General features: G+C 72.0%; 14 protein-coding genes and 1 pseudogene. 6 read left to right on the plus strand and 9 right to left on the minus strand.

The genetic code is table 11. The annotated features are described in order from the left end of the window. Positions 1-48: 48 nt before the first annotated feature. Positions 49-1,609 (minus strand): annotated as a pseudogene (locus tag JKV81_RS23125) (glycoside hydrolase family 53 protein). Positions 1,610-1,655: 46 nt separating this feature from the next. Further along, positions 1,656-3,701, minus strand: coding sequence for a beta-galactosidase (locus JKV81_RS23130; RefSeq protein ID WP_202077564.1), 2,046 nt, complete (start codon positions 3,699-3,701; stop codon positions 1,656-1,658). A 188-nt stretch (positions 3,702-3,889) separates the two neighbouring features. Here JKV81_RS23130 and JKV81_RS23135 point away from each other — a divergent pair, with 188 nt between their 5' ends. From JKV81_RS23135 to JKV81_RS23150, 4 genes are read left to right on the plus strand one after another with little or no spacing between them, the layout of a single operon-like run. Further along, positions 3,890-5,203 (plus strand): ABC transporter substrate-binding protein, encoded by a 1,314-nt coding sequence (locus tag JKV81_RS23135; protein ID WP_202077565.1) that lies wholly within the window; start codon positions 3,890-3,892, stop codon positions 5,201-5,203. Next, entirely contained in the window at positions 5,200-6,126 is a 927-nt protein-coding gene (locus tag JKV81_RS23140) for a carbohydrate ABC transporter permease (protein WP_202077567.1), read from the plus strand. Before JKV81_RS23135 ends, JKV81_RS23140 begins: the two co-directional genes overlap by 4 nt. Then, positions 6,123-6,983: a carbohydrate ABC transporter permease gene (locus tag JKV81_RS23145; protein WP_202077569.1), complete on the plus strand. Its 861-nt coding sequence runs from the start codon at positions 6,123-6,125 to the stop codon at positions 6,981-6,983. The genes JKV81_RS23140 and JKV81_RS23145 overlap by 4 nt, the downstream gene beginning before the upstream one ends. A 41-nt stretch (positions 6,984-7,024) precedes the next feature. Continuing rightward, entirely contained in the window at positions 7,025-8,059 is a 1,035-nt protein-coding gene (locus JKV81_RS23150; RefSeq protein WP_129261911.1) for a LacI family DNA-binding transcriptional regulator, read from the plus strand. A 33-nt stretch (positions 8,060-8,092) separates the two neighbouring features. Here the strand turns inward: JKV81_RS23150 and JKV81_RS23155 are convergent, their stop codons facing one another. Next, a complete protein-coding gene (locus JKV81_RS23155; RefSeq protein ID WP_236057490.1) occupies positions 8,093-8,554 on the minus strand; it encodes a GNAT family N-acetyltransferase in 462 nt (153 codons plus the stop codon). A gap of 143 nt (positions 8,555-8,697) precedes the next feature. Beyond that, positions 8,698-9,768: an alkene reductase gene (locus JKV81_RS23160; RefSeq protein ID WP_129261913.1), complete on the minus strand. Its 1,071-nt coding sequence runs from the start codon at positions 9,766-9,768 to the stop codon at positions 8,698-8,700. Positions 9,769-9,915: 147 nt separating this feature from the next. Between JKV81_RS23160 and JKV81_RS23165 the strand changes: the two genes are divergently transcribed. Next, complete coding sequence (locus tag JKV81_RS23165; protein ID WP_129261915.1) at positions 9,916-10,419, plus strand: MarR family winged helix-turn-helix transcriptional regulator; 504 nt, start codon at positions 9,916-9,918, stop codon at positions 10,417-10,419. Positions 10,420-10,432: 13 nt separating this feature from the next. On the opposite strand, the gene JKV81_RS23170 is transcribed toward JKV81_RS23165, so the two are convergent. Both JKV81_RS23170 and JKV81_RS23175 read right to left on the minus strand, forming a co-directional pair. Next, positions 10,433-11,494, minus strand: a complete 1,062-nt coding sequence (locus tag JKV81_RS23170; RefSeq protein ID WP_202077571.1) for an aminotransferase class V-fold PLP-dependent enzyme — start codon at positions 11,492-11,494, stop codon at positions 10,433-10,435. A 70-nt stretch (positions 11,495-11,564) separates the two neighbouring features. Continuing rightward, positions 11,565-12,302: a DsbA family oxidoreductase gene (locus tag JKV81_RS23175; RefSeq protein WP_202077573.1), complete on the minus strand. Its 738-nt coding sequence runs from the start codon at positions 12,300-12,302 to the stop codon at positions 11,565-11,567. 166 nt (positions 12,303-12,468) lie between these two features. Here JKV81_RS23175 and JKV81_RS23180 point away from each other — a divergent pair, with 166 nt between their 5' ends. Beyond that, positions 12,469-12,942 (plus strand): NUDIX hydrolase, encoded by a 474-nt coding sequence (locus JKV81_RS23180; protein ID WP_129261921.1) that lies wholly within the window; start codon positions 12,469-12,471, stop codon positions 12,940-12,942. A gap of 82 nt (positions 12,943-13,024) precedes the next feature. Here JKV81_RS23180 and JKV81_RS23185 read toward each other — a convergent pair whose 3' ends face one another. The 3 genes from JKV81_RS23185 to JKV81_RS23195 form a co-directional block, all read right to left on the minus strand. Then, complete coding sequence (locus tag JKV81_RS23185) at positions 13,025-14,533, minus strand: ATP-binding protein (protein WP_202077575.1); 1,509 nt, start codon at positions 14,531-14,533, stop codon at positions 13,025-13,027. After that, the gene (locus JKV81_RS23190) at positions 14,530-15,255 is read right to left on the minus strand and encodes a response regulator transcription factor (protein ID WP_202077577.1); all 726 of its coding nucleotides are present in this window, start codon (positions 15,253-15,255) and stop codon (positions 14,530-14,532) included. The genes JKV81_RS23185 and JKV81_RS23190 overlap by 4 nt, the downstream gene beginning before the upstream one ends. A 143-nt stretch (positions 15,256-15,398) precedes the next feature. After that, the coding region (locus tag JKV81_RS23195) for a CotH kinase family protein (RefSeq protein ID WP_202077579.1) at positions 15,399-16,690 on the minus strand (1,292 nt) is incomplete at its 5' end.

A 16,690-nucleotide genomic window follows, 5' to 3' on the forward strand; every position in this document is an offset into this window, starting at 1 on the left:
AGCCGGTCCTACCGGCTCCCGGCCCGCCGGTCCAACCGGCCTACCGGCCTACCGGTGCGAGAACCAGCCGGCCGCCGGGAAGCAGCCTGCCGTCGTGGTCGAACACCGCCTGGTTCTCCCATGCGTTGCCCGACGCCGGGTCGGCCGGGTCCCAGCCGCTGCCGGTGACGGCGGTCCAGGCCGGTTCCCAGTAGACGGCGCCCAGGCCCCGGCCGTTCGGCACGGCCTCCACGACGTTCATGACGTCGCGGAGGTTCGCCGCCTGGCCGGCCGGGGTCGCCGGGTAGCCGGTGACCAGCTGGCTCGCGGTGGCCACGTTGTTCTCCAGGCCGTCGTCGTTCGCGAGCGTATGGGCGTACGCCGTCTCCGCGACCATGACCGGCTTGCCGTAGCGCGAGGCGGCGTCGTCCAGGTTGGTCTGGAGCTCGGCCAGTGAGCCGTGCCAGTAGGCGTAGTACGAGAGGGCGATGACGTCGAAGGGCACCTTCTGCGCCACCGCGTTGTCGAACCACCAGCGGGTGCCCGCGTTGTCGCCGCCCTCGGCGAGGTGCAGAGCCACCTTCGTCGTGGAGGAGACCGCCTTCGCCGCGTTCGCCCCGGAGGTGAGGAGGCCGGCGAGCTGTGACCAGTTGCTCGTCGAGCCCTCCGGCCAGAGCATCCCGCCGTTGATCTCGTTGCCGATCTGCACCATGTCGGCGGTGGTGCCCTGGGCCTTCAGCGCGTTCAGCACGTCGTACGTGTGGTTGTAGACGTCCGTACGGAGCGCGCTGTAGCCGTGCCCGGCCCAGGCGGCGGGCTTGTTCTGCTTGCCTGGGTCGGCCCAGGCGTCGGAGTAGTGGAAGTCGACGAGCGTCTTCATGCCGAGCGCCTTGGCGCGCTTGGCCATGGCGAGGACATGGGCCTTGTCGTTGTAGCCGTCGGCCGGGTTCACCCACACCTTGAGGCGTACGTAGTTCATCCCGGAGCCCTTGAGGATGGTCATGGCGTCCCCGGCCCTGCCGCTCGCGTCGCTGTACGTCGCGCCGTGCGCCTCGTTCTTCGGGAGGGTGGAGAGGTCACCGCCCCTGACGCTCAGCCCGGTGGACCCGGGGGTGAAGGCGATGTCGTCGAAGTTGGCCCACTCCCCCGCGTGCGCGTCGGAGTTGAGGCTGATCGTGCAGTCCCCGCCGGTCACCCTGACGGAGGTGACGAGCCGCACCCAGTCGCCGTTCGCGGTCGGCGGCAGGTCGGTGCGCTGCTCGGCGCCGCCGCAGTTGCGCAGGGCGATGTAGGCGGCGTTCTGGCCGCCGCCGGAGCGGACCCAGGCGCTCAGGGTGTACGTGCCGTCGGTGAGGCCGCTCAGGTACTGGTAGGTCTCGACCTTGTACGCCGAGGCCGACCAGTGGCTGAGCCGGGTGCTGCCGCCGTGGCCGCCCGCCTCGGTGAAGGAGGCGGCGTTCTGTCCTCCGGCGGAGTACGTCGACCATCCGGTGGCGCCCGACTCGAAGCCGGTGTTGACGGGGGCGGTGGCCGCGTGGGCGGCCTGGGCGGGGAGCGCGGCGAGGACGAGGCCGGACAGTGCGGCCACCGCCCCTGCCGCTCTCGCGCGGGTGTGCGTCGTTCCGTACATCGTCGATGTCCCTTCGACAGGGTGGTGCGGGGAACGTGCGGGCGCCTCAGCCGCCGAGCCGTACGACGCGGACCGCACCCGCCGGAACGGCGAGCTTGTCCACGGCGGGCCCGCCGGTGAGGAGTTCGGTGCCGTGGGCGTCCAGTGCCACGTCGGCGTCGGTGTCGGAGTGATTGATCACGAAGAGGTAGCTGCCGGTGTCGCCGGTCCGGCGGACCACCTCGACGTCGTACGGCAGACCGGTGCGGGGCTCGATGCCGGCGTCGGCGGCGGCCCGGTCCAGGACGGCGGCCAGGTCGGCGCCGGAGAGCCGGGTGGAGAGGTACCAGGCGGTGCCCTCGCCGAGCCGGTTGCGGGTGACGGCGGGGCGGCCGGCCGGGATGCCGTCGGCGTACGACCAGACGGTCTCGGCGCCGCGCGGGATCACCACGTCCGACCAGAGGTCACCGGTGAGCTCCGGGCCTTCGGGGGCGCCCTCGGGGGTGGTCAGCCGGACGGTGCCGCCCTCACCGAGCGGGGAGAACTCCTCGACGGTCAGCCCGAGGACGTCCCGGAACGCGCCCGGGTAGGGCCCGGGGTGCACCGCGTCGTCGGCGTCGACGATGCCGGAGAAGTACGAGACGACGAGGGTGCCGCCGTTCTCGACGTACCGGCGGAGGTTGCGGCCGCTCTCCTCGGTGGTGAGGTAGAGGGCGGGGACGACGACCAGGGGGTAGCCGGAGAGGTCGGCGTCGGGGTGGGCGAAGTCGACGGTGAGGTGGCGGTCGTAGAGCGAGGCGTAGAAGGTGTCGGCGCGCTCGCGGGCGTCGTGGTCCTCGCTCGGGCGCCACTCCAGGCGCTGCGCCCACCAGGACTCCCAGTCCCAGAGCATCGCCACGTCGGCGACGGTCCGGGTGGAGCGGATGCCCTCCAGCAGGCCGAGTCCGGCGCCCAGCGCGCTCACCTCGCGCCAGATGCGTGAGTCGGTGCCGGCGTGCGGGACCATCGCGGAGTGGAACTTCTCGGCGCCGCGCCGGGACTGCCGCCACTGGAAGAACATGGCTCCCTCGGAGCCCCGGGCGACGTGGGCCAGGCTGTTGCGGGCCATCTCGCCGGGGCGCTTGGCGGGGTTGCGCGGCTGCCAGTTGACGCCGCTGGTGGAGTGCTCCAGGAGCAGCCAGGGCGCGCCGCCCGCGACCGAGCGGGTGAGGTCGGCGGCCATGGCGAGATTGACGTGGGTGCGGCGGCCGTCGGTGATCAGGTAGTGGTCGTTGGTGACGAGGTCGACCTCGCGGCCCCAGGCCCAGTAGTCGACCGACTCGCACTGGCTGAGGGCGGTCATGAAGTTGGTGGTGACCGGGATGCCGGGGGCGAGCCGGTGCAGGATGTCGCGCTCGGCGGTGAAGTTCTCCCGCATGGTGGCGTCGGCGAAGCGGGCGTAGTCCAGCTGCTGGGCGGGGTTGCCGACGGTCGGGGTGGTGCGGGGCGGGTCGATCTCGTCGAGGGTGCGGTAGCGCTGGCCCCAGAAGGCGGTGCCCCAGGCCTCGTTGACCGCGTCGACGGAGCCGTGGCGGGCGGTGAGCCAGCGGCGGAAGTGGGCGCCGCAGGTGTCGCAGTAGCAGGCGCTGACGGGGACGCCGTACTCGTTGTGGACGTGCCACATCGCGAGGGCGGGGTGGTTCGCGTAACGGCGGGCGAGCTGTTCGGTGATGTCCGCCGCCGCCGCGCGGTAGGCGGGCGAGCTGTGACAGATGGCGCCGCGCGATCCGAAGGCGAGGCGGGCCCCGTCCCGGGTGACCGGCAGGGCTTCGGGGTGGGCGCGGTAGAACCAGGCCGGCGGGGCGACCGTGGGGGTGCCGAGGTCGGCGCGGATGCCGTTGACGTGCAGCAGGTCCAGGAGCCGGTCGAGCCAGCCGAAGTCATGGGCGCCCGGCTCGGGTTCCAGCAGCGCCCAGGAGAAGATCCCGACGCTGACCATGGTCACGCCGGCCTCCCGCATCAGGCGTACGTCCTCGTGCCAGACCTCTTCGGGCCACTGCTCGGGGTTGTAGTCGCCGCCGAAGGCCAGCTTGTGCAGGCCGGCCGGGTAGGGCGCGGATTCTGAGTGCGGCATGGACAGCTCCTGGCTCTTCGGGGCAACTTCTGGGAACGTGCACACACACTCTCGGCGGCGCAGGGCCAACATAACCGCACAGCAACAACCATTGACAAGTGTCGGTTTCGTTTCTCTACTGTGAACGCTCACAGCGCCTTTCCGGCCGGTCCGCCGATGCGTCTGTTCGTCTCGTCAGGGGAGAAACCATGAAATACCGCACCGTCGCGGTGTCCACCGCCGCAGCTCTCGCCGCCACCGCCCTGCTCTCGGGGTGCGGTTCGGACGACGGCGGCGACGAGCCGGCCGCCTCCGAGCCCGCCTCGCTGACCTACTGGGCGTGGGCGCCCGGCCTGGACAAGGTCGCGGACATCTGGAACAAGGGCCCCGGCAAGGAGGCCGGCATCACCGTCACGGTGAAGAAGCAGGCGTCCGGCGACGACCTGGTCACCAAGATCATCACGGCGGCGAAGGCCCACAAGGCCCCCGACCTGGTCCAGGCCGAGTACCAGGCACTCCCCACCCTGGTCTCCAACGACGTGCTCGCCGACATATCCGACGAGGCCGGCGACGCGAAGAGCCGGTTCGCCGACGGAATCTGGCAGCAGACGACGCTCGGCTCGGACGCCCTCTACGCCCTGCCGCAGGACTCCGGCCCGCTGATGTTCTACTACCGCGAGGACCTCTTCAAGAAGTACGGCCTGACCGTGCCCACCACCTGGGACGAGTTCGCGGAGACCGCCCGCGCGCTGAAGGAGAAGGCGCCGGACAAGGACCTCACCACGTTCTCCTCCAACGACTCGGGCCTCTTCGCGGGCCTCGCCCAGCAGGCCGGCGCGCAGTGGTGGACCACGGGCGGCGACAAGTGGAAGGTCGCCATCGACGACCCGGCCACGCGGAAGGTCGCCGACTTCTGGGGCGGCCTGGTCAAGGAGGGGGCGATCGACAACCAGCCGATGTACACCCCGGCCTGGAACAAGGCGCTCAACACCGGCAAGCAGATCGCCTGGGTCAGCGCCGTCTGGGCACCGGGCACCCTGACCACCGCCGCTCCCGAGACGAAGGGAAAGTGGGCCATGGCCCCGCTCCCCCAGTGGAAGGCCGGCGAGAACGTCACGGGCAGCTGGGGCGGCTCCTCCACGGCGGTCACCAACGACTCGAAGAACAAGAAGGCCGCCGCGACCTTCGCGAAGTGGCTGAACACCGACCCCGCGGCCCTCGCCGCGCTGGTCGAGGAGAGCGGCATCCACCCCGCCGCGACCGCCGCCCAGACCGGTGGCGCGCTCGCGAAGGCGCCGGACTACTTCTCCAACCAGCCCGGCTTCTACACCGAGGCCGCCAAGATCGCCCAGGGCACCGCCCCGGCGGCCTGGGGCCCCAACGTCAACGTCGCGTACAGCGCCTTCAAGGACAACTTCGCCGAGGCCGCCAAGAGCAAGTCGGACTTCGGCCCCGCGCTGACCGCCATGCAGGACGCCACCGTCGCGGACCTGAAGAAGCAGGGCTTCGGAGTCTCGGAGTGACACGCGCACCCCGCAGGAGGGCGTACGGGGTCAAGAGCGCCCCGTACGCCTTCCTGGTCCCCGCCACCGTCCTCTTCCTGCTCTTCTTCGCCCTGCCCATCGGCTACGCCGTGTACCTCAGCTTCCGCAGGACCGAGGTCAAGGGGCTCGGCCTCGGCAAGGGCGCCCGCGACGAGATCTGGGCGGGCCTGGCCAACTACACCGACGCGCTCTCCGACCCGGAGCTGCTGCACGGGGCGCTGCGCATCCTCGGCTACGGCGCGATCGTCGTCCCGGTGATGCTGGGCCTCGCCCTGCTCTTCGCCCTGCTGCTGGACACCGACGGGCTCCGGGCGCGCGGCTTCAGCAGGCTGGCGATCTTCCTGCCGTACGCGATCCCGGGCGTCATCGCCGCACTGATGTGGGGCTTCCTCTACCTTCCCGAGGTCAGCCCCTTCCTGTACGTACTCGACGCGATGGGGCTCCCGCAGCCCGATCTGCTGGACGGCGGGCCGCTGTACCTCTCGCTGGCCAACATCGCGGTGTGGGGCGGCACCGGCTTCAACATGATCGTGATCTACACGTCGCTGCGGGCGATCCCGGCCGAGATCTTCGAGGCGGCGCGGATCGACGGCTGCTCGCAGCTCCAGATCGCGCTGCGGATCAAGATCCCGATGGTGGCGCCCTCGCTGATCCTGACCTTCTTCTTCTCGATCATCGCGACGCTCCAGGTCTTCAGCGAGCCCACCACGCTGAAGCCGCTCACCAACTCGCTCTCCACCACCTGGAGTCCGCTGATGAAGGTCTACCAGGACGCCTTCGTCAACAACGACATCCACGCGGCGGCCGCCCAGGCGGTCATCATCGCCCTGGCCACCCTCGCCCTGTCCTTCGGCTTCCTCAGGGCGGCCAACTCCCGTACGAAGCAGGGAGACTCCCGATGAGCACTCCGCCCCTCGCCACCCCCGGCCGCCGGCGCCTCCCCCTCGTCCCCACGGCCGCGCTGCTGCTCGGCGCGGTGTACTGCCTGCTGCCCGTCGCCTGGGTGCTGGTCGCCTCGACGAAGTCCGGCAGCGAGCTGTTCTCCACCTTCACCTTCCTGCCCGGCTCCGGGTTCGCCGACAACGTCGCCGACCTCACGGAGTACCGCGACGGGGTGTACTGGAAGTGGATGGCCAACTCGGCCTTCTACGCCGGGGCGGGCGCGCTGCTCTCCACGGCGGTGTCCGCGGTCTCGGGGTACGCGCTGGCCGTGTACCGCTTCCGCGGCAAGGAGACCGTCTTCAACATCCTGCTCGCCGGGGTGCTGATGCCTCCGGTGATCCTGGCCGTGCCGCAGTACCTGCTGCTGGCCGAGGCCGACATGACCGACTCCTACCTGTCGGTGCTGCTGCCGCTGATCCTCTCCCCGTACGGTGTCTACCTCGCCCGGATCTACGCGGCGGCCGCCGTGCCGGCCGATGTGATCGAGGCGGGGCGGATGGACGGCGGCGGGGAGTGGCGGATTTTCCGGACCATCGCGCTGCCGATGATGCTGCCGGGGCTGGTGACCGTGTTCCTGTTCCAGTTCGTGGCGGTCTGGAACAACTTCCTGCTCCCCTACATCATGCTCGGCGACGACGAGAAGTTCCCGGTGACCCTGGGGCTCTACACGCTGCTCCAGCAGGGCGCGACCACCCCGGCGCTCTACACGCTGGTCATCACCGGCGCGCTGCTGGCGATCATCCCGCTCATCGCCCTGTTCCTGGTGATCCAGCGGTTCTGGAGCCTCGACCTGCTCTCCGGCGCCGTAAAGTCCTGACAGCTCCTCAACAGGGCATCTCTTCATGAAAGATCAGCACCATGAGCCGCACAGAACAGAACGGCACGGGACGCCGCCGGCCGCCGACGATCCACGACGTCGCCCGGGAGGCCGGTGTCTCCCGGGGCACCGTCTCCCGGGTGCTCAACGGCGGTCACAACGTCAGCCCGGCCGCGCTGGACGCGGTTCAGTCCGCCATCCGGCGGACCGGCTACACCGTGAACCGGCATGCCAGATCCCTGATCACCGGGCGTTCCGACTCGGTGGCGTTCCTGCTGACCGAGCCCCAGGAGCGTTTCTTCGAGGACCCGAACTTCAATGTGCTGCTGCGGGGCTGCACCACCGCGCTCGCCGCGCACGACATCCCGCTGCTGCTGATGATCGCGGGCACGGAGGCGGAGCGCCGCCGCAACATGCGGTACATCGCCGGGCACGTGGACGGGGTGCTGCTGGTCTCCAGTCACTCCGGTGACCCGGTGGCGGCCCAGCTGCACGAGGCCGGGGTGCCGCTGGTGGCCTGCGGAAAGCCGCTCGGGCAGGGGTCGCGGGTCAGCTATGTGGCGGCCGACGACCGGCACGGCGCCCGGGACATGGTGCGTTACCTGTACGGGGCGGGGCGCCGCCGGATCGCCACGGTCACCGGTCCGCTGGACACCCCGGGCGGGGTGGACCGGCTGGCCGGTTACCGCGAGACGCTCGCCGAATGCGGGCTGCCGGTCGACGAGGCGCTGATCGTGCCGGGCGACTACAGCCGGGCGGGCGGTGAGGCGGCGGCCGCGCTGCTGCTGGAGCGGGCGCCCGATGTGGACGCCGTCTTCGTCGCGTCGGACCTGATGGCGCAGGGCGTGCTGAGCACCCTGGAGCGGGCGGGCCGGCGGGTGCCGCAGGACATCGCGGTCGGCGGCTTCGACGACTCCCCCGCGGCGCTGGCGGCGCGCCCGGAGCTGACGACGGTCCGCCAGCCGTGGGACCGGATCAGCGCCGAGATGGTACGGGTGCTGCTGGCGCAGATCGGCGGGGAGGACCCGGCGGCGGTCATCCTCCCCACCGAACTGGTGCGCAGGGACTCGGCGTAGGGGCTCGGCGGAGGGGCCCTGCCGGCCCGGCGCTCAGCCGACGCGCCGGGCCAGCACCTGCCCCGGCCAGGTCCCGACCAGGAAGCGGTCCGTGGGGACGAAGCCGTTGCGCTCGTAGTACGCGACGAGCTCGCCCCCGCCGCCCGCCCAGCAGTCGACCCGCAGCAGGTCCACCCCGGCCCGCCGGGTCTCCCGCACGGCGTGGGCCAGCAGAGCCGACCCGATGCCCAGGCCCGCGTGCCGCCGGTCGGAGACCAGCAGGCGTACGTACAGCTCGGGTTCCCCCGCGGCCGGGATCGGCATCCGCGGATTGGGGCCTGAGTCGAGCACCAGCGCCCCGGCGGGCACACCGTCCAGCTCCGCGACGAACGGCGAGTTCACCGTGGTGTACCCCTCGACCCGGGCCGGGCCGCCGGACGTCTGCGAATAGGGGACGGTGCCCCACTGTTCGGTGTTGCCGCGGGCGTTCATCCAGGCCACCGCGGAGTCGAGCATGTCCAGGATGGCCGGTGCGTCGGCCGGGCCGCCCGGCCTGATCCGTATGCCGTGCTTCGTGTCGTCGCTCACGGCGGAAGTCTGCCACGAGGGTCCGCGCGGCTTCAGGCTTCCGGGTCAGGCCCCCCGGGGGCGCGTCCGTGTCAGACGGCGTCCAGCGCCGGGTAGTCGGTGTAGCCCTCCGCGCCGCCGCCGAAGAAGGTCTTCGGGTCCGGGGTGTTGAAGGGGCCGCCGGCCTTCAGACGGGCCGGCAGGTCCGGGTTGGCGAGGAACAGGGCGCCGTACGAGATGATGTCGGCGATCCCGTCGTCGATGACCGTGTGGTGCTCGGGTCCCGTCGGCCCCTCGGAGAACACGTTGATGACGAGGGTCCCGGTGAACTGCTTGCGCAGCGCGAGCGTCAGTTCCCGGCCGTCCGCCTGCTCCAGCACGTGCAGGTACGCCAGTCCGAGCGGCTCCAGCTCGGCGACGAGCGCCGTGTAGACGGCGTCCGGCTCGGGCTCCTCGATGCCGTTGTAGGGGTTCCCGGGCGAGATGCGGATCGCGGTCCGCTCGGCGCCGATCTCGGCGACGACCGCCTTGACCACCTCGACGGCGAAGCGGATGCGGGCCGTGTCCGGGCCGCCCCACGCGTCGGTGCGCAGGTTGGTGTTGGGGGCCAGGAACTGCTGGATCAGGTAGCCGTTGGCGCCGTGCAGCTCGACGCCGTCGAAGCCCGCGTCGATCGCGTTGCGGGAGGCCGTGGCGAAGTCGCCGATGGTCGCGCGGATCTCCTCGTCGGTGAGCTCGTGCGGCTCCACGAAGTCCTTCGGCCCCACGTGGGTGTAGACCTGGCCGGGCGCCGCGACCGGGGACGGCGCCACCGGGATCAGTCCGTCCGGCAGCAGGACGGGGTGGCCGATCCGGCCCGCGTGCATGATCTGGGCGAAGATCCGGCCGCCCGCCGCGTGGACGGAGTCGGTGACCTCGCGCCAGGAGGCGACCTGCTCGGCACTGTGCAGCCCGGGGGTGGAGGGGTATCCCTGGCCCACCACGGAGGGCTGGATGCCCTCGGTGATGAGGAGCCCGGCCGAGGCGCGCTGGGTGTAGTAGTCGACGGTGAGGCCGGTGGCCGTGCCGCCTTCGCCGGCCCGGCTGCGGGTCATCGGCGCGAGGGCGATGCGGTTGGAGAGCTGCGTACCGGAGAGATCTACGGGATCGAACACGGTGGTCATGAAAGCCTCCGAGGCATTTACATGGTCGGCCAAGTAATCAGTGCCCGGTCACTGTAACCTATTAATTGGCCGACCAAGCTAAAGTTCATGAGGACGTCATGAACCCCGGTCCCGGACCGGGACGCGGCACCGCACCGAGGAGTCCCGATGAAGGCCGAAAGCGCCACCTCCGCCGACCCCGCCTGCCCCGGGGCGCTGCCCAGCGCCGCCCTCGACGGCCCGGTCAGCCATGCCGTCTCGCGGGTGGCCAGGCTGCACAGGATCACGGCCGGCCGGCTGCTCAAGGGGCTCGGGCTCTACCCGGGGCAGGAGTTCCTGATGATGCACCTGTGGGACACCGGGGCGGTCCGGCAGGCCGAGCTGATCAAGGCCATGGACCTCGACCCGTCCACCGTCACCAAGATGCTCCAGCGCCTCGAACAGGCCGGGCACGTACGCCGTCGCCCCGACCCGGACGACCGGCGGGCGGTCCTGGTCGAGGCGACGGAGGAGAGCTGCGCCCTGCACGCCGAGGTGCGCGGGGCCTGGTCGGGCCTGGAGGAGCACACCCTGGCGGGGCTGGAGCCCGCCGAGCGCGCGGAGCTGGCCCGGCTGCTCGCCAAGGTGGAGGAGAACCTCTGCCACGAGGCCGGGGAGTGCCCGGCGCCGTAGCGGGGAGCCGGGCTCAGCCGGACAGCACCTCCAGGGCGCGGTCGACGTCGGCGTCGGTGTTGTAGAGGTGGAAGGCCGCCCGCAGATTCCCCGCGCGGGCGGAGACCATCACCCCGGCAGCCGCCAGGTCGGGCTCCCGGCTGCCCAGGCCGGGCACGGCGACGATCGCGGAGGTGCCGCCCACCGGTTCGTGCCCGAGTGACACCAGCCCGTCCCGGAAGCGGGCGGCGAGCCCGGTGGCATGGGCGTACACGGCGTCCACCCCGACCTCGGCCAGGACGTCGAGCGACTGCTCGGCCCCGTGGTAGGCGAGGAAGGCGACCGGTTCGTCGAAGCGCCGGGCGTCGGCGGCGAGCTTCTCGACCGGCCCGTAGGTGCTGTTCCAGCGGTCCTCGGCGGCGACCCAGCCCGCGTAGAGCGCCGGCAGGGTCTCCTGGGCCTCCTCGGTGACGGTCAGGAACGAGGTGCCCCGGGGACACATCAGGAACTTGTACCCGCCGGTGACCGTGTAGTCGTAGGCCCCGGCGTCCAGCGGCCGCCATCCGGCCGACTGGCTGGCGTCGAGCATCGTGCGGGCCCCGTGCGCGGCCGCCGCCGCACGGATCGCGTCCAGGTCGGCGACCCGCCCGTCGGCGGACTGGACGGCCGAGAAGGCGACGAGCGCGGTCCCGGGCCGCACGGCCTCGGCCAGCCCGGCCAGCAGCACGTACCGCATGCGCAGATCACCGCGTACGGCGAAGGGGCTGACGACGGAGCTGAACTCCCCCTCCGGCGCGAGGACTTCGGCACCGGCGGGGAGGGAGGCGGCGACGAGCCCCACATGGGCGGCGACGGAACCGCCGACCGCCACCCGTGCGGGCGCGACCCCCGCGAGCCGGGCGAAGCCGGCGCGGGCGGCGTCCACGGACTCGAAGCTGCCCACCCCGCCCCGGACGCCCACGGCGCTGTCGGCGGCCAGCGCCCTGACGGCCTCGACGGCGCGACGGGGCAGCAGCCCGCAGCTGGAGGTATTGAGATAGGTGGTCTCGGAGGCGAATTCGGTGGCCCTGGCCCGGTCGATCGCAGAAGTCTCCATGCGGGACAGCCTGACGGCCGCCCAACCTCACGTCAACGACGTAAATTTGGGCGGCGCGTCAAAGGGGTCCTTATACGCGCTGGTCGGACGCGTCGGTCTGGGGCACTTCGCAGGCCCCGTCCGCGTCGCAGGCCGCGGCGTCCCCGCCGACCTGGGTGAGGCCGGGGACCACGCGGTCCTTCCACGCCTGCTCCAGCGCCTGGACGAACACCTCCGCGGGCTGCCCGCCGGAGATGCCGTACCGCCGGTCGAGCACGAAGAACGGCACGGCGTTGGCGCCCAGCTCGGCCGCCTCGCGCTCGTCGGCCCGTACGTCGTCGGCGTACGCCCGGGGGTCGGCCAGCACCGCACGCGCCTCGTCGGCGTCGAGCCCCGCCTCGACGGCCAGGTCGGCCAGCACGGCCTCGTCGAAGACCGAGCGCTCCTCGGCGAAATTGGCGCGGTAGACCAGCGACAGCAGCTCGTCCTGGAGCCCGCGCGCCTTGGCGAGATGGAGCAGCCGGTGGATGTCGAAGGTGTTGCCGTGGTCACGGCCCTCGGTGCGGTAGCCGAGCCCCTCGGCCCGCGCGTTCGCGGCGACGTTGCCCTCCATGGCCCGCGCCTCCTCGGGGCTGCGCCCGTACTTTTTGGCCAGCATGTCGATCACCAGCTCGGTGTCGCCCTTGGCCCGCCCCGGGTCGAGCTCGAAGGAACGGTGGACCACCTCGACCTCGTCCCGGTGGGCGAAGCCGGCCAGCCCCTTCTCGAAGCGGGCCTTCCCGACGTAGCACCACGGGCAGGCGATGTCGCTCCATATCTCGACGCGCATGACTCTTCTGTTCTCCAGCTCTGCTGTGACCGATTGCGGAGGGAGCCTCCGCCGCCCGTTCAACGCGCGGAACGCGGGGCTGATTCCCGGCGCCGCACCGTCCTGGAGGCGATCGACGGCGCGACCAGCACGGCGCGACGGGGCCGGGGCGGCATAGCCTCCGGACATGGATCTGCGACTGGCCGCGTACGCCGTGTGCATCGAGGACGGGCGGGTGCTGCTCGCCCGTCATGTACCGCCGGAGGGCGAGCCCAACTGGACTCTTCCGGGCGGCAGGGTCGAGCACGGGGAGGATCCGTTCGACGCGGTGCTCCGGGAGGTCGCCGAGGAGACCGGCCTGGAGGCGGTCGTCGAATGCCTGCTGGGCGTGGACTCACGGGTGGTCCCGGCGGCCGAACGACGTCTTCCCGGCCGGCCCGCACTCCATAACGTCGGGGTCTTCTACCGCGTCCGCGTCACGGGCGGCCGGCTCCGGCCCGAGCCGAACGGGGAGACCACCGAGTCGGTCTTCACCCCGATCCCCGAGGTCGCCCGCGCCGGCCGGTCCTCGCTCGTCGACATCGGCCTCGCCCTGGCACGGACCGCCCCGCCGACGGGCCACGTCGCTCCCGTGCCGGTCGGCGGCCTGATCCAGCACTGAGGCCCCGCCGGGTGGGCGCTCTTCGTGCGGTACGCCGCGTGGGCCTGAGGCCACGTGGGTCCGCCCTCCGGCCGCCCCGTGCTCAGGGGTGTCCGGCCGGGAGGAGCAGCCGGAAGGTGCAGCCTTCGCCGGGGGCGGTGTCGAGTTCCAGCCGTCCGCCGTGGGCCTCGGCGATCGTCGAGGCGATGGCGAGACCGAGGCCGGAGCCGCCGGTCCGGGGGGTGCCGGAGGCGGACGGCGCCCGGTAGAAGCGGTCGAAGACCTGACGCGCCTCCTCCGGCGTCAGACCGGGACCGTCGTCGACGACCTCGATGGCGTGGGCCGGGGTGCCGGCGGGCAGGGGCGGATTGGTGCTCGTACGACCGGGACGGTCGGCGCCTCCGGTACGGGGGCCGGCGCGCAGGCTCCCGACGCGCACCTGGAGCCGGGTGCCGGGCGGGGTGTGGGTGCAGGCGTTGTCCAGGAGGTTGGCGAGCACCTGGGCGAGCTGATGGGGGGCGCCGGAGCCCTCCACCACGTCGAGCTCTCCCGGGCCGAGGGGGGCAAGGGTGATGCGCCGGTCGGGGTGCCGTACGGCCGAGGCGGCGATGCCGTCGGCGGCCAGCGACAACAGGTCGACGGGTCCGTGCTCGGTGGTGGGGGCGTCGCCGAGCTTGGCCAGCAGGAAGAGGCTGTCGACCAGCCGGCTCATCCGGTCCGCGTTCTGCGCGATGAGCTCGTGGGCCTCGCGCCGGCGGGCCGGGGCCATGTCCGGGTCGTCCAGCAGGAGTTCGGCGAAGCCCTGGAGGGAGGTCAGGGGCGTGCGCAGCTCGTGTCCGGCGTCCGCCATGAAGCGGCGCAGTCGGCGCTCGGTCCTGTCCTTGCGGTGCAGGGCCGCGCGGAGCTGGTCGAGCATGCTGTTGAAGGCGATGCCGAGACGGCCGACCTCGGTGTCGGGGCTGGTGTCGCTGACGTTCTGTTCCAGCTCGCCGCCGGTGATGCTCCGGGCGGTGTGCTCGACGCGGGTCAGCGGCCGCAGGCCGAGGCGCACGGCGGCGCTGCCCAGCAGCATCACCCCGGTCGCGGCGACCGCGCCGATGGCCAGGCTGAACCAGAGCAGCCGGGACGTCGCGTCCTGCACGCTGTCCAGGGGCAGGGCGACGACGGCGCGCATGCCCTCGGGTCCGGAGTCGGCGACCACGCGCCAGCTGCCGTCGCCGTCCCGGGCGGGCACCGTGGCGGGGTGTCCGTCGACGGGGTCGCGGGCGGTGATGGTCCCGGCCAGGCGGGGTTCGCCGTGGCCGCTGCCCAGCGAGTGGGGCAGCAGACGGCCCTCGGCATCGTAGAAGTAGACCCGGAAGTCGGAGGGCAGGGTCTCGTGCGGGGGCGGCCGGTGGGCGGGCGCGGTGCCGTCGGCGATGTCCCGGTAGACGGGCGAGGGCGGACGGAAGTCGGTGAGCCGGTCGTCGACCTGCCCGATGAGCCAGGAGCGCATGAGGGTCAGCCCGGTGGCCTGGCTCACCAGGACCGCCGCGGTGGCGAGGACCGTGGCGATCAGCACCAGCCGGGTGCGCAGGGAGCGGGGGCGCAGGCGCCTCGGTATCCCTCTCACCGGGTGTGGTCCCGTGGCAGGCGCAGACAGTAGCCGACGCCCCGCACGGTGTGGATGAGCAGCGGCTCGGCGCGGTCGATCTTGCGGCGCAGGTTCTTGATGTACGTGTCGACGATGCGGGTGTCGCCGGCGAAGTCGTAGTGCCAGACCCTCTGCAGGATCTGCTGCTTCTCCAGCACCTTCTCGGGCTGTGCCATGAGGCAGGCCAGCAGCCGGAACTCCGTCGGGGACAGCGGGACCCGCTGTCCGCCGCGGTGCACCTCGTGCGCCTCCTCGTCGAGGGTGAGGTCGGCGTAGCGCAGGAGCGGGCGCTCGCCGGGCGGCGGCGCCGGTGCGTGCAGTCCGGCGCTGCGGCGGAGGATGGCGCGGATCCGCAGCAGGATCTCCTGGACGTGGAAGGGCTTGGTGACGTAGTCGTCGCCGCCCGAGCTGAGGCCGATGATGCGGTCCTCGACCTCGGTGCGTGCGGTGAGGAAGAGGACCGGGGTGTAGATGCCCCGGGCGCGCAGCTCACGCGTCACCGTGAAGCCGTCGGTGTCGGGCAGCATCACGTCCAGCACGATCAGGTCCGGGCCGCTGCGCTCCGTACCGGCCAGGGCGTCCTGCCCGGTCCCCGCCGACACGACGGCGTAGCCGGCGGCGTGCAGGGCGGAGGTGAGCAGGGTGCGGATGCTCGGGTCGTCCTCGACGACCAGAACGGTGTGCCGGGCTGATGCGGCCATCACGGCGGAGTTCACCTCGGGTGGGGCGGGTGGTGCGGGCGCGGTGTCCACCGTACGGGGGCACACGGGGGCGGCCTGCGGATACGCGGGCGTACCGGCGCCCCGGACCGGATCGGGGGAATCCAGGTCCGGGGCACCGGCGGTCAGCCGGTCACCTCCTTGTTCTTCGCCAGTGCCTCGGTGCGCGAGGTGACGGTCGTACGCAGCGTGGCCACGGCCTTCTTCAGGTCGGCCGCGTCGACACCGGCCTTCTCGGCCTGGCCGGAGATGCTGTCCAGCGCCTTGGCCGCCGCACCCGAGCCGAAGTACGTCTCGTACAGCTCGCTGTACGCCTTCTTGTAGACGCTGTCGAAGGCGTCCAGCTCCAGGAAGCGCTCCTTGAGGGCGTGACCTCCCATGGAACCGCCCGCGCCACCGGGGCCGCCGCCCTCTCCGCCGCCGGGCATGCCGCCGCCTTCCGGCAGCTCCATGCCTTCCGGCAGCTCCATGCCTTCGGGGGGCTCCATGCCTTCCGGCAGTTCGGGTATGCCCTGCGCCGGCCCGCCCTCCTGGCCGCCCGCTCCCTGGCCGGCGGTGCCCTGCCCGTCGGCGCCCTGGCCGGCCGTGTCGCCGGCCGCGCCTCCGGGGCGGCCGCCGCCCATGCTCATCTCGTCGTCGGGCCCCGCCTCGGCGTCCCCGCTGAAGGTGAGGTTGTAGTCCCATCCGAGGACGGAGAACTTCTTGGTGTCCAGGTCGTACCAGAGCAGGTAGTTCTTGCCGGGCCCCGCCATGTCGTCGAAGTTCATCAGCAGGTTCTGGGTGGCGACGTACTTGGCGAACGACTCCACGTCGACGTGCTTGTCGAGGTCCGCGGCGAACTCCTCGTCCGACGCCTCGTCCACCCACTTGATGAACTTCATGACGGGTGAGAGGTCCTGGCTTCCGACCTTGTTGAGCTGGCGGAAGGACGTGTCGTAGTCGGAGGGGTCGTCGCCCTTGTAGGCGAAGGTGCCGCCCGCCCGCGCCTTGTAGAGCACCCCGTTGCCGTCGACGGCCTCGGCGTACTCGGTGTCGGGGTTCTCGACCATGAGCCGGGTGACCTCTGGACCGTTGTTCACGGACACGGTGGTGAAGCCGTACCGCTCGGCCGTCTGTCCGCTCCCGTCCGTCAGCGACAGGGCCAGGGCCTCGTTCAGTGGCACCTGCTCGTCGGCTCCCGGGCGCAGCGAGATCTCCCGCTCGCCCTGGTAAGCGCGGCCCTCGACGTATGCGTCGATCTCGATGAGCAGGGGGAGTTCCTCCGGCTTGTCGGCGGAGAGGTCGTACTGGGTCATCCCGCCACCCATACCGCCCCTGCCGGCACCCGCGTCGGCACCGCCGGCCGCGGCACCGCCTGTGTCGTTGCCCCCGGTGGCGCCCGTGCCCCCGGCCGCGTTCCCACCGGCGGCATTACCTG

It is taken from the genome of Streptomyces silvae (assembly GCF_016745505.1).
Classification (GTDB): domain Bacteria; phylum Actinomycetota; class Actinomycetes; order Streptomycetales; family Streptomycetaceae; genus Streptomyces; species Streptomyces silvae.

Coding starts and splice junctions, on each gene's coding strand:
- JKV81_RS23135 (WP_202077565.1), top strand. CDS start 3,890: ATGAAATACCGCACCGTCGCGGTGTCCACCGCCGCAGCTCTCGCCGCC.
- JKV81_RS23155 (WP_236057490.1), bottom strand. CDS start 8,554: ATGCTCGACTCCGCGGTGGCCTGGATGAACGCCCGCGGCAACACCGAA.
- JKV81_RS23160 (WP_129261913.1), bottom strand. CDS start 9,768: ATGACCACCGTGTTCGATCCCGTAGATCTCTCCGGTACGCAGCTCTCC.
- JKV81_RS23130 (WP_202077564.1), bottom strand. CDS start 3,701: ATGCCGCACTCAGAATCCGCGCCCTACCCGGCCGGCCTGCACAAGCTG.
- JKV81_RS23170 (WP_202077571.1), bottom strand. CDS start 11,494: ATGGAGACTTCTGCGATCGACCGGGCCAGGGCCACCGAATTCGCCTCC.
- JKV81_RS23165 (WP_129261915.1), top strand. CDS start 9,916: ATGAAGGCCGAAAGCGCCACCTCCGCCGACCCCGCCTGCCCCGGGGCG.
- JKV81_RS23145 (WP_202077569.1), top strand. CDS start 6,123: ATGAGCACTCCGCCCCTCGCCACCCCCGGCCGCCGGCGCCTCCCCCTC.
- JKV81_RS23175 (WP_202077573.1), bottom strand. CDS start 12,302: ATGCGCGTCGAGATATGGAGCGACATCGCCTGCCCGTGGTGCTACGTC.
- JKV81_RS23180 (WP_129261921.1), top strand. CDS start 12,469: ATGGATCTGCGACTGGCCGCGTACGCCGTGTGCATCGAGGACGGGCGG.
- JKV81_RS23150 (WP_129261911.1), top strand. CDS start 7,025: ATGAGCCGCACAGAACAGAACGGCACGGGACGCCGCCGGCCGCCGACG.
- JKV81_RS23190 (WP_202077577.1), bottom strand. CDS start 15,255: ATGGCCGCATCAGCCCGGCACACCGTTCTGGTCGTCGAGGACGACCCG.